General features: G+C 54.2%; 12 protein-coding genes. 2 read left to right on the top strand and 10 right to left on the bottom strand.

The window, feature by feature from the left end; genetic code table 11:
* Positions 1 to 47 precede the first annotated feature (47 nt).
* The 3 genes from HN413_13765 to HN413_13775 all read right to left on the bottom strand — a co-directional run bounded on the left by HN413_13765 (position 48) and on the right by HN413_13775 (position 5,424).
* Positions 48 to 1,718, bottom strand: coding sequence for a hypothetical protein (locus HN413_13765; protein MBT3391462.1), 1,671 nt, complete (start codon positions 1,716 to 1,718; stop codon positions 48 to 50).
* Positions 1,715 to 3,763: a hypothetical protein gene (locus tag HN413_13770; GenBank protein MBT3391463.1), complete on the bottom strand. Its 2,049-nt coding sequence runs from the start codon at positions 3,761 to 3,763 to the stop codon at positions 1,715 to 1,717. Before HN413_13770 ends, HN413_13765 begins: the two co-directional genes overlap by 4 nt.
* A gap of 107 nt (positions 3,764 to 3,870) precedes the next feature.
* Complete coding sequence (locus HN413_13775; GenBank protein MBT3391464.1) at positions 3,871 to 5,424, bottom strand: hypothetical protein; 1,554 nt, start codon at positions 5,422 to 5,424, stop codon at positions 3,871 to 3,873.
* A 93-nt stretch (positions 5,425 to 5,517) separates the two neighbouring features.
* On the opposite strand from HN413_13775, the gene HN413_13780 reads away from it, so the two are divergent.
* Positions 5,518 to 6,219, top strand: coding sequence for a hypothetical protein (locus HN413_13780; protein ID MBT3391465.1), 702 nt, complete (start codon positions 5,518 to 5,520; stop codon positions 6,217 to 6,219).
* Positions 6,220 to 6,223: 4 nt separating this feature from the next.
* The gene (locus HN413_13785) at positions 6,224 to 8,725 is read left to right on the top strand and encodes an NACHT domain-containing protein (protein ID MBT3391466.1); all 2,502 of its coding nucleotides are present in this window, start codon (positions 6,224 to 6,226) and stop codon (positions 8,723 to 8,725) included.
* A gap of 61 nt (positions 8,726 to 8,786) precedes the next feature.
* On the opposite strand, the gene HN413_13790 is transcribed toward HN413_13785, so the two are convergent.
* The 7 genes from HN413_13790 to HN413_13820 all read right to left on the bottom strand — a co-directional run bounded on the left by HN413_13790 (position 8,787) and on the right by HN413_13820 (position 13,708).
* Positions 8,787 to 9,098: a DUF167 domain-containing protein gene (locus HN413_13790; GenBank protein MBT3391467.1), complete on the bottom strand. Its 312-nt coding sequence runs from the start codon at positions 9,096 to 9,098 to the stop codon at positions 8,787 to 8,789.
* 59 nt (positions 9,099 to 9,157) lie between these two features.
* Positions 9,158 to 9,415, bottom strand: coding sequence for a YggT family protein (locus HN413_13795; GenBank protein ID MBT3391468.1), 258 nt, complete (start codon positions 9,413 to 9,415; stop codon positions 9,158 to 9,160).
* A gap of 100 nt (positions 9,416 to 9,515) precedes the next feature.
* Positions 9,516 to 10,238, bottom strand: a complete 723-nt coding sequence (locus HN413_13800; GenBank protein ID MBT3391469.1) for a YggS family pyridoxal phosphate-dependent enzyme — start codon at positions 10,236 to 10,238, stop codon at positions 9,516 to 9,518.
* A gap of 89 nt (positions 10,239 to 10,327) precedes the next feature.
* Positions 10,328 to 11,104: a peptidoglycan editing factor PgeF gene (gene pgeF / locus HN413_13805; GenBank protein ID MBT3391470.1), complete on the bottom strand. Its 777-nt coding sequence runs from the start codon at positions 11,102 to 11,104 to the stop codon at positions 10,328 to 10,330.
* A 307-nt stretch (positions 11,105 to 11,411) separates the two neighbouring features.
* Positions 11,412 to 12,425 carry a DUF2085 domain-containing protein gene (locus tag HN413_13810; GenBank protein MBT3391471.1) on the bottom strand — a complete coding sequence of 338 codons (1,014 nt, stop codon included), beginning with the start codon at positions 12,423 to 12,425 and terminating at the stop codon, positions 11,412 to 11,414.
* The gene (locus HN413_13815) at positions 12,422 to 12,973 is read right to left on the bottom strand and encodes a redoxin domain-containing protein (protein MBT3391472.1); all 552 of its coding nucleotides are present in this window, start codon (positions 12,971 to 12,973) and stop codon (positions 12,422 to 12,424) included. Before HN413_13815 ends, HN413_13810 begins: the two co-directional genes overlap by 4 nt.
* Before the next feature lie 9 nt (positions 12,974 to 12,982).
* The gene (locus HN413_13820; protein ID MBT3391473.1) at positions 12,983 to 13,708 is read right to left on the bottom strand and encodes a cytochrome c biogenesis protein CcdA; all 726 of its coding nucleotides are present in this window, start codon (positions 13,706 to 13,708) and stop codon (positions 12,983 to 12,985) included.
* Positions 13,709 to 13,786: the final 78 nt, after the last annotated feature.

A 13,786-nucleotide genomic window follows, 5' to 3' on the forward strand; every position in this document is an offset into this window, starting at 1 on the left:
TAACGAGTTGTAAAACGCGAATGTCACGTGAGTATGTTCAAATCAAGTCATCTCTCATACTTTTGTTTAACTGCAAATATCGCGTAGGCGCCACTTTGATACACGATTTCAAGATCATCCGCTTCAGCCGGATTCCAGTCGCCGAGGGCGCTCTCGTGTGGTCCCCAGAAAATATAATCGACGGTGAATTCGTCCAGCAAAGCCCGGCGTTCGGCATCCTCTGTCGCGGCTGCGTAGACCGCATCCACACGCGGCTTCAATTCGGCCAACCCCACACTCTCCGGGCCATGACCGATGACCACATAAACCGGGGCGTAGGCTGGGATAATATTCCCGGTTTCAAAGGCACTCAGAACGACGCTATCGGCAGGGGCAAGCGCATTTAACGCCGTCAACGCTTCAACTTCCGCAGCGGGACGAAAGAGCGGCTCGGCGGGATGCAAAACGAATTGCAAGCTACCCAGGAAGAGAATCAATGTCGTAATAAACGTCAACCCAAAAATAAACTGGCTTCCCGCTTTCGCGCTGGCAAAAAATCTTACTACGGAGAATGCAGCGTTTTTGCGCTTTGTCTGGCTTCTCTCAACGGTCTCTGCGCTCTCTATCGATGCTTTCTTATCCAGTGCAATCAGCGCCAAGATCACCCATACCACCCAGAAACCCTCTGCCAAACGACGCTGCAAATTATAAGGAAAATAAATCAAGAACGGCAGCGCCAGAGTCCAGGCAAACAGTAAAGCGCCCGATTCAGTCCATTTGCGCCAGATTTGCCGCAAGCCCAACAACGCCCAGGGGAATAATAAGCCATAAGCCGCCAGATAATGCAACGGGTGGGGTGAGAGAATTAAATTTTGCGCCGCCCATTGGCGCAACACCGGATCGAGGCTGAAAGCAACTAATGTGTACACTCCAATCGGGGCAGATATTGCGCTCACCCACATTCCGCGCCGCGCCCAATGCCACCACAAGGTCCGGTTCTGCCGCCATAATCCACGCGCACTCAAAAGCAGCCAGTGAGAGCCAATAATAACCCACGCGATAGGCACTCGCAGCGGCTGGAACAGCCCCATCGTCAACCACAACAAGCCCGCTTTCCAGGGTAGTTGCTCCGGGCGTAGATAGACGACCAGCCCCCACAACAGCATTGCGCGCGCCACCAGCAAATGTGGCAATCCTAGTAGCATCAAAAAACCAAACGCTTCCGGGGAGTAGACATCGAGCGGCAGCGACCCCAACCAAAAACCGCGCCCCATCAGAATCAGCAACCAGCCCAAACCGCCTCCAAGCGATGCCAGCGCCACGCCCCAGCGCCGCCAATATTCTTCTGCAATGAATAGCGCAATAAAATCGTATAAGGCCATAAAAAGCAGCAATCCACCCGCCCAGCGGAATAGCTGATAGAGCGCAACCAATTGCTCATGTTGGCCCGGCGCGGCGCTGAGTTTGCCTAACAATAAAAAGGGCAGATATGCCAATGCGCCGCGCTGCTCCAGAGCAGTGTACGGGGTGCGGAAAAGCCAGTCTCCCAGCGCGCCGCGCAGCATTTTGGCAATATAGCTGTTACCATCTTCAACCGCAAAGACAAAACCGCTGAAACGCCACTCAGCGCCCTGAGAAGCATATCCCAGCAGGTAGGGCAAGGTAGTCAGCGCCAGCGCGCTAAGCGCAAAGATCCACAACCAGCGAGGGTAACCGCGCAAAAATGCTATGCTCATCATACTTTCCGCGCCTCCTCATATCGAAATTTTGCCATTACCGGCAAGCCAATAGCACAAATTAGCACGCCCAGATAAACGCTCAACGGTCGATACACAAAACGCACGTTATGTTCACCCGCTTCCAATGAAACAGCGCGCAACACATCGGCGTAGGCTTCCAACTCAGCGCGCTCGCCATCGACCCAAACCTGCCAGCCGGGGTAATTCATCTCCGAGAGAATCAGCCAACCCGGGCCAACCGCACGCACTTCAATCCGGTTGGGGGTATAGGCCATAAGTTCCGTATTGGCTCGCCCATCGGCGCGGTCTATCCAGGCGGGCGGCAAAGCCAGCGCATTTTCATAGATACGCGTCTCATCAAATTGTGCAACCAGCTTCAGCCCGGCCGCCGACAGATCAAACTCAGCGGCGACATAACGCACATTCAACAAACCCAATTGTGCCGCATCAGGCATAAAGTTGGCATTGGCACGCGCCGGGGCATCAGCGACAAAGGGCGGCACAGTGATACTGTAGCCATCAGCGGGCACACCGCTGGCCTGCGCCATAAATTCGGCATAGACTCGCAATTGCAGCGGATCCACCCCATCGGCCAGCGATAAATCATAAAACGCGGCACTCTGTTGCGGCAAGCTGTACGAAGGCGAATAGATGCGAAAATCGCCCGATTGCGCCGCCAGAAATTCAGCCGCCGGGTTTGGGATAACGGCGTCGGCAGGGCGGAAACTCAGCACCGAGGCATTGACGGCACCCGTATCGAGAATCACCAAAAAGAGCAGGCCGACAGTCCAGGCCGGGGCGGGTAACCAGCTCCGAAGTCCGGCCAACACCCAAAGGGAAACCACCCAAAGCGCGCCCATCCCCCACAGGAAATTCAACGCCCATTGACCTGTCAGCCGCCCAATGCCCAGAACGAGCATCCCGCTGAAAGCGCATAACCCTGTCAGGGCGAGTACCAGCCGCCGCACCCGCGTTACATCCAAATTCCCGCGCAGAAGATGATCGACGGCATGGGCGCTCAATGCTGCGGCAGCAATCCCGCCAATGAATAACGCCCGCGGCGGGACGCGCAGCAGATCGAAGCCAGGGATACGTGCCAGTGCGGGCAACAGCGGTAAATTTTCGCCCAACGAGAAAAGCAGCGCCGCGGCAAAAACCCAGCCCCAAAATCGCCCAACACGGAATATCAGGGCAGCGAGGCCCAACACCAATGCCCCAGCCCCGAAGTAAAGCATCCACTCGTGGCTGCCACCAAAAGCAGGGAAGAGCAGGCCCAACAGACGCGCCGGAGGCAGCGATTGGGTAAAGATATCGGCGCGGGCCAAGTTGGCACGCGTGGAAAGCCGCGTGTACTCCAGCAGGGGCAAGGCCAGCGGCGCGGCAAGCATGGCAGCAACAGCGATTTGAAGCAGTGAATTTTTCAACCGCTGATAAACGCGGATGAACACAGATTTATTTTTCGGCGCGTTGACCATATTCAATGGCGCAACCCAAAACTGACTATACGCAAACCAAAGTAGTCCGGCATAGGCGGCCCAACGCGGATCTGCAAGGAAGATGAGCGCCAAAACTGGCGCGGACTGCCAGCGACGGCGCGTCAGCAGTAACCAGGGCGTCCAGGGGATAGCGTAGAGCAGGGTCAGATGACCGGCGCCGTAGTGGGCAAAGAGCTTGGGCATCGCAACAAAGGTCACTGCGCCAAGCAGCGCAGCAGGCGGTTTAATGCCTTCGGATTGCAACAGGCGCGTCATGCCCAGGCCACCCCAGAGTAAATGCACTATCACCAGAAAATTAAAGCCCAATGGCAGGGGTAAGAGAAAGGCCAGCCAGCCCGGGGGATACCACAATCCGGACAATGGATTGGCGGCAAAGGGATAGCCGCTCAAAATCTGCGGCGACCAGAGCGGAATCTGGCCGTATTCGAGCAAAGCGCGGCGAAAGAAGATGGCATTGGGGTAATGAGAAATCGTAATGTCAGAATAAAGCGCGGCGGGAGATGGGTAGGGAAAACCACTCAGGCCGGGGATAAAAAGGAATAGAGGCAATAGTAAAAACCATTTACCACGAAGCACACGAAGAAGCACAAAGAAATTTTCAAAGGGAGTTCTTTGTGAACTTTTGCGTTCCTCCTGGCGATTGGTTTTCCTGTCATTCATGGCAATGTGGTCAGGATGAAAACATCGCCAAATTGCTGCGTGGCGGATTGTGTAGGCGATAACGGGCCGAGATTTTGTTCGCGCGAGCCGTAGAAAATCACATCTACGCCACGCGCGGCAAGAAATTCTTCGCCAATTTCCCCGGCGAAAAACTGCTCAACGGCGGATTGCTCGGCGGCGGCGTTGACCGTTTCGTAGGGATGGCCGTAGATCACGCGCCTCCCGGTATAGGCCGGGATGAACGCCCCCATCTCCGGGGAGGCCAGAATCAACGCGTCGGGTGAGGTATTGGCTTCAATCCAGGCGAGGGCTTGAACTTCGTCGAAAGTAAGGTAAAAACGCGGTTCATGCGTCTGCACCCCGAAGAAGGCAATCACAATAACCAGTATATTTGTCGGGATTGCCAGCCCAAAAATCCAGCGCGTCCAGAAACGATATGACTTTTTCCCGTGCTTGGCAAGTTGTTCCAAGCCCCAGGCCGCCAGCGCAGCCCAGGGAATCCACAGCCCAAAAATGAAGCGGCGCTGAAAGCCTATCGGCAAATAGATGAGGATAATGCCAAGAACAGCCCAGACAAGAATTAAATGCGGGAAGCGAAGCAACGGATTGACTTCCTGGCGTTTCAACGTCTTGGCATTTATCCACCAACCCCCTAACGAATAAAGCAAAACCGGCGCGAAGGCGATAAAAAAATCCCACAAAGGCGGCGCAGGGTTGATATTTTGGGTGTTCCAGGCTGCAATCACCGGGTCTGTGCGCGCCACCCACAGGTAATACAAGAGCAGCGGCGAGCCAGATATGCCAACCACCAACAATCGCAGCGCGGCGCGCCAATCGGCACTGCGCGTTAGAATCCACTGAAGCAGCCAGACCGCGGCACTGATAATCAACACAACCACCAGAGCAAAGGGGCTGATCACGCTGAGCAATATCGCCGCGATTACAGCAATCGCCAGATTTTGCCAGCGCATATTTTCGTACGGCGTCAATAAGACCAGCATCAAAGCCAGGCTGATCGGGAAGTGGGGATTGGTATACGCGGCCAGAAAGGGAAACGCTTCGGACACCCAAAAATCGGAGGTAATCGCGCCAAAAGGCAACGCCAACCAGCCCAAACCAGAACCCAGCGCGGCGAGCGCGAAGGCAGCGCGACGCAAGCGTTCGTCCTCGGATGTCGGGAAAATGGCGCCGAAAAAACGCCACAACGCCCCAAGCAGGGCTAGCGCGCCGAGCAGCCGAGTTCCGTGATAGACCCCCAGAAGCGGCAGCCTTAGTACGCGCGCCAAATGCCCGAGGGTAAGATAAAACAAATTGATATACGCGCCAACTCCGGGCTGCGCGCTGTAGGCCAACTTATAAACCCAGTTCCCTTCCCAGCCCTGATACATCTTGGCGATGTAGGTGATTCCATCTAAAGGATTAATCAAAAAACCGGCAAATTGATAGGCTGCGCCGCCCGCACGCCAGGCGTAGAGATAGGGCAGCGAAATTGCAGCGATGACGATTAGAACAATCAACAACGGGAACGTGGAATGCTTGGGCGCGCGCATAACGCTATTTTAGCATCTCCCTTGCTTTCCGGCGCAACCACATCTATAATCTCAAAGACAGGTAGTTGCGTTTTCCCAAACCAAGGAACCTCCATGAGCCGTCCCAAGAATCTCTACGACCTTCAAATCATTGATAGCCAGCTTGACCAGCATCGCGCCCGTATCACCGCAATTGATAAAGCGCTTGCAGACGACAAGGCCGTTATCGCCGGACGAAAAAAAGCCCAGGCTGCACAGGGGAGTTTTGAAACCGTGCACAAAGCCTTATTGAAGGCCAAAGAAATTGTAAAAGAGCAGCGCGATAAAATTAAACAATCGAATGATTTGCTGTACGGCGGCACAGTCAGAAATCCGAAAGAGTTAGGCGATATTCAAGATGAAATCGCGGCGCTAAAGCGCCATCTGGATACGATCGAAGAGCGCCAGCTTGAAGCCATGCTCAATTTTGATGAAGCACAAGATGTGCGCGATCAAGCCAAGAATTTGCTCGATCAGGCGCTCGCCGAAGCCGAAAAACGAAATGCTGCGCTGGTAGAAGAAAAGCACCAACACCAAAACAGCATCCAGGCGCTTGAAACACAGCGTCGGGCTCAAGCCAGCCGGGCTGAACCAGCTGATCTCGAGGCATATGAAAGGATCCGCATCAAACGTGGGGGGGTCGGCGCAGCCAAAGTGCAAGATCGTACCTGCTCGGCCTGTGGATCAACGCTGGCATCAGCACTCTTCCAACAAGCGCGCTCGCCCAGCAAGATTACTCACTGCCATTCCTGCGAGCGTATTCTATATGCGGAGTGAATAAATGTTCAATTTTCTACGCACAATACGCATAGACCGGCTCTCTTTTTGGCTCGGATTCGCCGCGGCAAGTTTGCTCTGGTGGCTGATCGTCACCGTGCGGCCTCACTGGAAAGAACTCGTCCAGTTTTTTAAAAAGAAATTTCAAACTACAAAACAAGAACTCCAATCCAGCAGCCACCAGCGACTGTACAACGATACCCTCAAATATGTTCAGCAGTTGCATTTGGCAGCTCCGCTCTTCTCACTCGACGAAATTCTCATCACTCCGCGCGTACTGGCACCCCAGTTACCCGTGCGTCCGGGCGGCGAGCCACTCACCGAAGATATTGCCAGCGCAACCATCCCATGGATGCCCGAAATCCCCGAATTGGCGACGGCTTACGGCGCGCCTAGCCTGACGTTGCCAGAAGCACTGGAAGGCGGCGTTAACCTTGCTATCATTGGCCCGCCCGGGAGCGGCAAAACTACAGCGCTGGCACATCTGGCTTCGACCGTGCTGCGGGGTGAAATTCAATACCCTGACCTGCAACAGCGCACGCCCATCTTTGTTCACGCGGCCAACCTTGATATTGAAGCTACTGAGGAGCATCTCGCCGGGGCGTTGCTGCCCGCCGTATCACAATACAGCTCCACCCTGAGCCAGTCGCGCCTGCCAAAATTCCTGCAAAATACACTTGCCAGTGAGCGGGCGTTGTTGCTCATCGACGGCCTCGACGAACTCCCCCCGGCTATACTCACAGCCACCTTGCAATATATTCAGCAAATTCTTCAAGCCTATCCGAATACGAGATTTGTAGTCAGTGCAGCATCCACCAATCTTGGCATGTTACCTGCGCTGGGTTTTGTCCCTCTGTCGATGGCGGTTTGGGATGCCCGCCAGCAAGCGCAGTTTGTTCAACAATGGGGGCAACTCTGGGAGCGCCACGTCGAAAAAGAAACCGACGAGAACTACAGCCCTGTGGACCCACTGCTGCTAAATGGCTGGCTGTTGCACCGCACTTCAGCCGCCACCCCGCTAGAATTCACCTTGCAAACCTGGGCCACCTACGCCGGTGATGTGCGCGGCCCCTCGCTGAGCGACTCGCTGGAAGCATATATCCGCCGCATGTCGGTAGATATTGCCAAAGGATACGCCGCGCTGGAGCGTCTCGCCGGGCAAGCCATCCTGACGATGAAGCCCGCCTTCACCATCAACGAGGCCCAAACCTGGGCGCGCGAAGTTCTGGCCGGAATGATTGCCGATCTGCCCCGTGAGGATGAGCATCGGGATGAAGATGGCCCACCCCCAAAGGATATCACCCTACCGCGCGTGCTCCCGGACTTAAGTTCAAGTGGGTTGCTGATTTCAAGAACAGGCGACCGCCTGGGGTTTATCCACCCACTCATCCAGGGCTATCTCGCGGCCCAATTCTTCCGAAAAAGCCACGACAATAATGTCTATACGCAGAGAAAGTGGCTACTCAGAAATATTGCCATACATTTTGCCGCCGCCAGTCAGGATATTCGCGCCCAAGTCAACCATATCCTTACCCAACAGGACGATCCCCTGCAATATGGATCGTTTATTGCCGCCGCGTGGCTGCAGGAAATACAATCCAACCAACCCTGGCAGCGCGATGTTCTGGCACAAGCCGCTGCGCATCTACGCAATGAAAGCCTGCCGCTTCCCTTGCGCGGGCGCATTCTCGCGGCACTCGCCATTACCCGCGATCCTAATATTGCCTCACTTTTCAGGCATTTGCTCAAAGCGCCACACACCACAACCCGTCAGTTGGCTGCATTGGGCAGCGGTTATCAACGCGATCTACAAGCTGTTGATCTACTCATTCCATTGGTTAACGATCTATCCAGCGTCAGCCGGGCAGCCTGCCTTGCCTTGGCGCTAATTGGCACACCCCCTGCTCTCGAAGCGCTCGCCAGCGCCCTGCTGCAAGGCAACGAAGATACCCGCCGCGCCGCCGCCGAGGCCTTTGCGAATCATCCCGAAGAAGGTCACCCCACCCTGAGAGAAGCGGTGCAAGTAGACGATATTCTTGTACGCCGGGCAGCCATTTACGGGCTACAGCGCGTGCACCAACCCTGGGCAATGGATATTCTGGAAAAGATGCAAATCGAGGACGCTCAATGGGTTGTCAAAAATGCAGCTACGCAGGCCTATGAGGAATTACGCCAGGGCAACCCGCGTGTTCCACAGCCGCTGCAACCGCCCGAATCGCTGCCCTGGTTGATTTCCTTCGCAGCCGAACAAGGCTCTGGGATCAGCGCGGGCGAACCGGCCCTGCAAATGTTGCTCAAAGCGGTCTCTACAGGCAATCCCGACGAACAGCTTGCCGCGTTGCAATATCTACAACAACTGGGCTATGAAAAAATCTTCCCGATGATTTACCACGCGTATCTGAGCGAAAACGATCCCGATCTCCAGCAAGCAGCCTACGATATGCTCTGGCATCTCGCCGCGGCTGGCGTAGAATTGCCCCCCTTGATGAAATATGGCCTGGGATAGACAAAATAAAAAGGCGTGACAACAAAAACTGTCACGCCTTTTTATCTGAATAATTACTTGCCTACAAACTGGCCGCTATTTTCTTTTGCACGCTCGTAGCATCTATATCCACGATGGAAATTAATTTATCACGCCCGCTTTGGCCGGCAATGATTTCAATCTGATCAATCGAGACATCTAATACCGATGATAATAATTCGGCCAACAAGCTATTAATATCTTCATCCTGTTGTGGGGCTGCTTGCAGGCGCACGCGAATCGTGCCATCTTTCATAATTTCAGCAATCTCATTTTTGTTAGCACGCGGCACAATTCGAATCCCCAGTGCGGCGCCCTTCTTTCCGTTGTGCAGATGAAATTTTCTATTGGGCATACCCACTCCCTTTAATCAAATATCCGCAGGCTATCACTGCCAATATTTCGCTAACGTCTTTAGAATGTTAACAACAAACGCACAATAATGTTACCAGCGATTTGTAACAAAATCAGTAGTATCACGGGACTAAAGTCAATCATTCCCACATGCGGGACCACCCGCCGGATGGGCGCCAGCATCGGCTCCACAATACGGTCAAGCTGCTGACGCACAGGATGAAAGGGGGACATGAAATACGAAAGGATTACATGCACCAAAACCAACAGGCCTAACAACCGAAAAATTAAATCTACTGCTTGAGCAATATAAACCACAAAAAACTCCTCACACCGAATTCAGGGATTTCTCACCTTCGGCCCGAAATGATGATTGAATAAAATAAACTTGAATCAATTCAGAGGATTATAACAAACCTCAATCGCGCGCGCCGACGATCGCAGTGCCAACCCGAATCATAGTCGCGCCTTCCTGAACAGCAGTTTCAAAATCATGGCTCATACCCATTGAAAGTTCATGCCAATTGAGCCGAGGATATTGCCCCGCCAGAAAATCGCGCAACCGGCGCAGGCGTTGGAAGTAGGGCCGCGCGGCATCCGGGTCGGGATCGTAGGGCGGCATGGTCATCAGTCCATATAATTCAAGGTGCTCCAGTTCCAGCACAGGATGCAGTTCATCGACAAAAGCAGGCCAACAACTTTCATCCCAGACCGGCCAGCCGTGTTTGGAAGCCTCCCCACTGACATTGCATTCTAGCAACACTGGCAGTCTTCGCCCGCTCTCCGCTGCGAAACGGTCGCAGCGTTGCGCCAACTTGAGGCTATCGAGGGTGTGCATCCAGGAGAAACTTTGAGAAATATCGCGCGCCTTGCGGCTTTGCACATGACCAATCATGTGCCAGCGCGCATCCAACGCCGAAAGTTCAACCATTTTTGACAGGGCTTCCTGAACATAATTCTCGCCAAAATCGCGTGCGCCCGCTGCGTAGGCGGCACGAATCACAGCGGCCGAATGGCCTTTGGTAACCGTGAGCAAGCGAATTTCAGCCGGATCACGCCCGGCCCGGGCCGCGGCGACTGTCATTCGTTCGAGCACGGTTTGATAATTTTGGCGAATTTTGTCAGCAGTAAGTTCAGGCATAGGGTAGTTTTTAACGCAAAGGATTATAAAAATAAATTGTCAGTCTCTTTGCGCTCTTGCGTCTTCGCAGCATTGCGTTTTGTCTTTCGTCAGACATTCAGACCAATCAGAGCGCCAAAGCGGCCCGTGATGCCTTTTTCGGCGCGATGTGAATACCAGTTGTCAGTATCACAGGCGGTACACAGGCCAGAAATCTGAATTTGTGTAACGCCGCTTTGTTCGAGCAGCAGGCGATTGGCCTGCCACTGGTCAAATTGTACCGCGCCTGCATCCCGCGGTAAAAGTGACTCAGCGTCCGCACCAAAGGCTTGCTCGACACGCGCCACAACTTCGGAGCCGACTTCGTAATGATGCGCGCCGATGGAGGGGCCAATTCCGGCACGAATATCTGCAGGGGCGCTGCCATAACGCTCGATCATTTTTTCTACGGCGGCGCGCACCGCCCCCGAGACTGTACCCTGCCAACCGGCATGTACCAGCCCCACCACCCCGCGCGCCGGATCATGCAGCAAAATTGGCACGCAATCGGCAAAGCGCATGAACAGCGTCACAGCGGGATTATCCGTCAAAATGGCATCTGCCTTGATGGGGGGCTCGCGCCGCGGGGCATCGGCGCAAATAACATGGGTGCCGTGTACCTGCCAGACATCGTAGAGCGACGCCGGTTCGCGCCCCAGCGCTTCAAAAGCCAGCCCCCGGTTTTCGTCAACATTCTCTGGGGTGTCATCCACTGAAATGCTCATATTGAGGGCAGCGAATGGCATCGGGCTGATGCCACCCTGACGCGTGAAAACGGCCTGGGTAATAGCAGCATCGAAGATATCAAAAGTGTAATACAGAATGGATTTGGTTTGGTGAAAGGGCATTTGTAACTTTTTCTACTATCCAATTGCACCCTACGGCACAGAAATGGGACACGAATGACGCGGATTAGGCTGATTTTCGCGAATTTTGTAGTTGTCAAAAAGCTTGAGCACGCGTCATTCTGAACGGAGCGCAGCGGAGTGAAGAATCCCTTAGCCGGAATGTTGAAAAGCGCCTATGCAAGTAATGAATCAACCCGCTTCAGAGGGATTCCTCGCTGCGCTCGGAATGACCACGATGGTTTCGCTGTTCAAGTTACTATTGACCCATACAGATTTTCGCGGATTTTTTCTTATTGGAAATTGAAGTTTATTTTTCAGCAAGATGGGCGAATTTCTTCGCCAGCAGGACGCGGGTTTCACCCATCGATTCTTCAACCAACGGGTAGCCAAACCAGGCGGTGGTGAGGCCAAATAAGCCACCGGTGAGAATGCGCAAAAACGGCGTACTCTCACGCAGCGGAAAAGCAGCCGCCAAAGTTTGCCATAATGAACCCTGCATGGAATTCAAGACCATGCTGACCAATTGCGTACCGCCATCAAGCCCGATGGGAACCAGGCCAAATAATAGCCAGGCCCACAGCGGCAAGGGCTTCCATCTTCTACCAGTGAGTGAGAAAGTCAGGCCAAATACCAGCATGACCGCATAGATCGCCATATCGCGCTGACATAAAGCCATTTTAAAGCCCACGCCCTCTTCGCCCTGGTAGGCGCGCGCTTCAAGCAAACCCAATTCATCGAGTCCGGTGGCGTTATGGAAAGTTGTGTACTGATCCAGCCCGGCAGCGGCACGTGGATATACCCATTGGTCACCATACAGAAAGATTGAGCGATAGGAAAGTTGATGGCACAGGCCGCCATACAGGCGATAGATCGCATTGGCAGGCGTTTCGACACCCGCGTTGAGCAGCACCGGCGCCAGCACGGGCAGGCCAACGTAGATAAAGATAAACAGGTTGAATACTAGCATATAGCGGCGCGAAAACCAGGCTGCAAACCTGTCGGCTTTCGAGATTTGGCTACCGCGGGCACGGCGCTTTTTATAAGCCGCATCTCCGCTGGATTGGTAGTATGCTTGCCGCTCCTGGGCCGCGGCCAGAGTTACCGCGAGAGTCTTTTGATCAAAGGGGGCCTTGAGCGTGAAGGGGCCAACTTCGATCACGGGAATTTCGAAACCGTAGGTCGCTTCCAGCTCAGGATTTTCATCCAGGTCGAGGATGGCTAATTTATGCGGGTATTGAGTTTGCAGGGCGCGCAGATCGTCTTCGGCCTGCTCGCACAGGTGGCAGCCGTCACGGCTATACAGGGTTATATTGAGAGTCATAAACCGAGTTCCGATAAATACTGATCCAATTGGTTTTCTGTCATCAGGCCAATATGCAGCACGCGTACCACGCCATCGGCATCCACCAGCACGGTCGTGGGGTAGCCGCGCACCTGATACAGCCGCTGAACTTCGCCGCCGGGATCCAGCAGCACGTCAAAAGTCAGGCTGAGATCATCGGCAAAGGCCTGTACATCTGCACGCGGCTCGTCGAAATTCACGGCCAAGATGCGCAAGTCTCCAGCGTACTGTTCGTAGCGATCCTGAAAGGCGGGCATTTCCAGCTTGCAGGGCGCGCACCAGGTAGCCCAGAAATTGATTAGGACGGGTTGACCGCGCAAATCTTCGAGCCGGATTGACTCCCCGGTGAGGGCAACCAGCTCAAAGTCCGGGGCAGGAGTATCCACGGCCAGGGTCAAGGCGGATGCTGATTGGTCGAGACTTTCGCTCACCCGAGGGGAATCCTCATCAGTGAATAATCCTATTACCAACAAGCCGATTCCAACCCCAACGATCAAACCGGCAATCAGCGTTAAAGCGTTGCGCATACGTGTCCTTTATAAACCAAAATCAATAAAGACGCCGAAACGAGCCAGTTGCTCAAAAGTTCCCAGGAAAAGCATCACGCCGACGATGATGAGCAACACACCCATGACAATTTCAGCATAATGCATCACTTTACCATAGCGGTGCAGCACCGTGGCAACCCAACCAACGCCCAATGCAGCGATAAGGAAGGGGATTGCCAGCCCGGCGGAATAGGCCGTGAGCAACCAGACACCCTGAATAATGGAGCCGCCACTGAGCGAAAGGGTGAGAATAGCACCCAGAACTGGGCCAACGCACGGCGACCAGCCCGCTGAGAAGAAAACGCCCATCAGCGCCGATGAAAAATAGCCGCGCTGGCGGTCGGGCTGACTCTGGGGACGCAGATCATACTCCAGGAAGGGGATGCGGATGATGCGCGTCATGTGCAGGCCGAAGACAATCACCACAAGACCGCCGATTTTGGCGAGCCAGGTGCGTACATCATAGAGCAGGCCGCCCAACGCAGAGGTGGCAACGCCGAGAAGAATGAATACAATACTGAAGCCTAATACGAAGGCCAGACCGTGTGAAAAGGTCAACCAGCGATTTTCTTTGCCATCCTGAGCAGCGGCGGCTGAACGCCCGCCCAGATAGCCAATATAGGCCGGAACCAGCGAAAACACGCAGGGGGATAAGAAAGATGCCAGGCCTGCTACAAAAGCAAGACCGATACCGATATTTGAGTAGTCTGTCATAATTTGCCTCGTTATATGAATAATTTTCGTAACTGTACAGGTGTCACGGCAAAAAGCAATGGGTAAAAAGAAGGGTTC

Source organism: Chloroflexota bacterium (genome assembly GCA_018648225.1).
GTDB lineage: Bacteria > Chloroflexota > Anaerolineae > Anaerolineales > UBA11858 > NIOZ-UU35.